The 608-nt window shown below is 43.1% G+C and carries 2 tRNA genes; both read left to right on the top strand.

Annotated features, from left to right (window positions below):
- Window positions 1–218: 218 nt before the first annotated feature.
- A tRNA-Glu gene (locus A9267_RS17065) sits at window positions 219–294 on the top strand.
- A gap of 106 nt (window positions 295–400) precedes the next feature.
- Window positions 401–476: transfer RNA gene (locus tag A9267_RS17060), tRNA-Glu, on the top strand.
- Window positions 477–608 lie beyond the last annotated feature (132 nt).

The raw sequence follows: 608 nt of genomic DNA, 5'->3' as shown, positions 1-608 counted from the left end.
CGAGAAAATAAAAAAGCGTTAAGTTTTAGCCTACAGAACTTAATGAGTTATTCACTCTTTGGTAGAGTATAACGCCAGTCCGGGTCCCCTTCGATTAAAGAAGAGAGAGCCTAGGGCACCGCGCTGTTATTACAAGAGCACGGCGGTTTCACTTTAATAGCCTTCTAAAGTGTTACTTATAGGTCTTCGTTATATTGGAAGTAAAACAATATGTCCGGGTCCCCTTCGTCTAGAGGCCTAGGACACCGCCCTTTCACGGCGGTAACAGGGGTTCGAATCCCCTAGGGGATACCACTATTTATTTTTTCTTGATGAACTTCGAGAAAATAAAAAAGCATTAAGTTTTAGCCTACAGAACTTAATGAGTTATTCACTCTTTGCAGAGTCTAATGCAGTCCGGGTCCCCTTCGTCTAGAGGCCTAGGACACCGCCCTTTCACGGCGGTAACAGGGGTTCGAATCCCCTAGGGGATACCACTATTTATTTTTTCTTGATGAACTTCGAGAAAATAAAAAAGCGTTAAGTTTTAGCCTACAGAACTTAATGAGTTATTCACTCTTTGGTAGAGTATAACGCCAGTCCGGGTCCCCTTCGATTAAAGAGAAGAG

Source organism: Shewanella sp. UCD-FRSSP16_17 (genome assembly GCF_001675935.1).
In the GTDB taxonomy this organism is placed as follows: Bacteria; Pseudomonadota; Gammaproteobacteria; order Enterobacterales; family Shewanellaceae; genus Shewanella; species Shewanella japonica.
The sequence above is the reverse complement of the archived record's forward strand: the minus strand, read 5'-3'. Positions and strand labels throughout refer to the sequence as shown.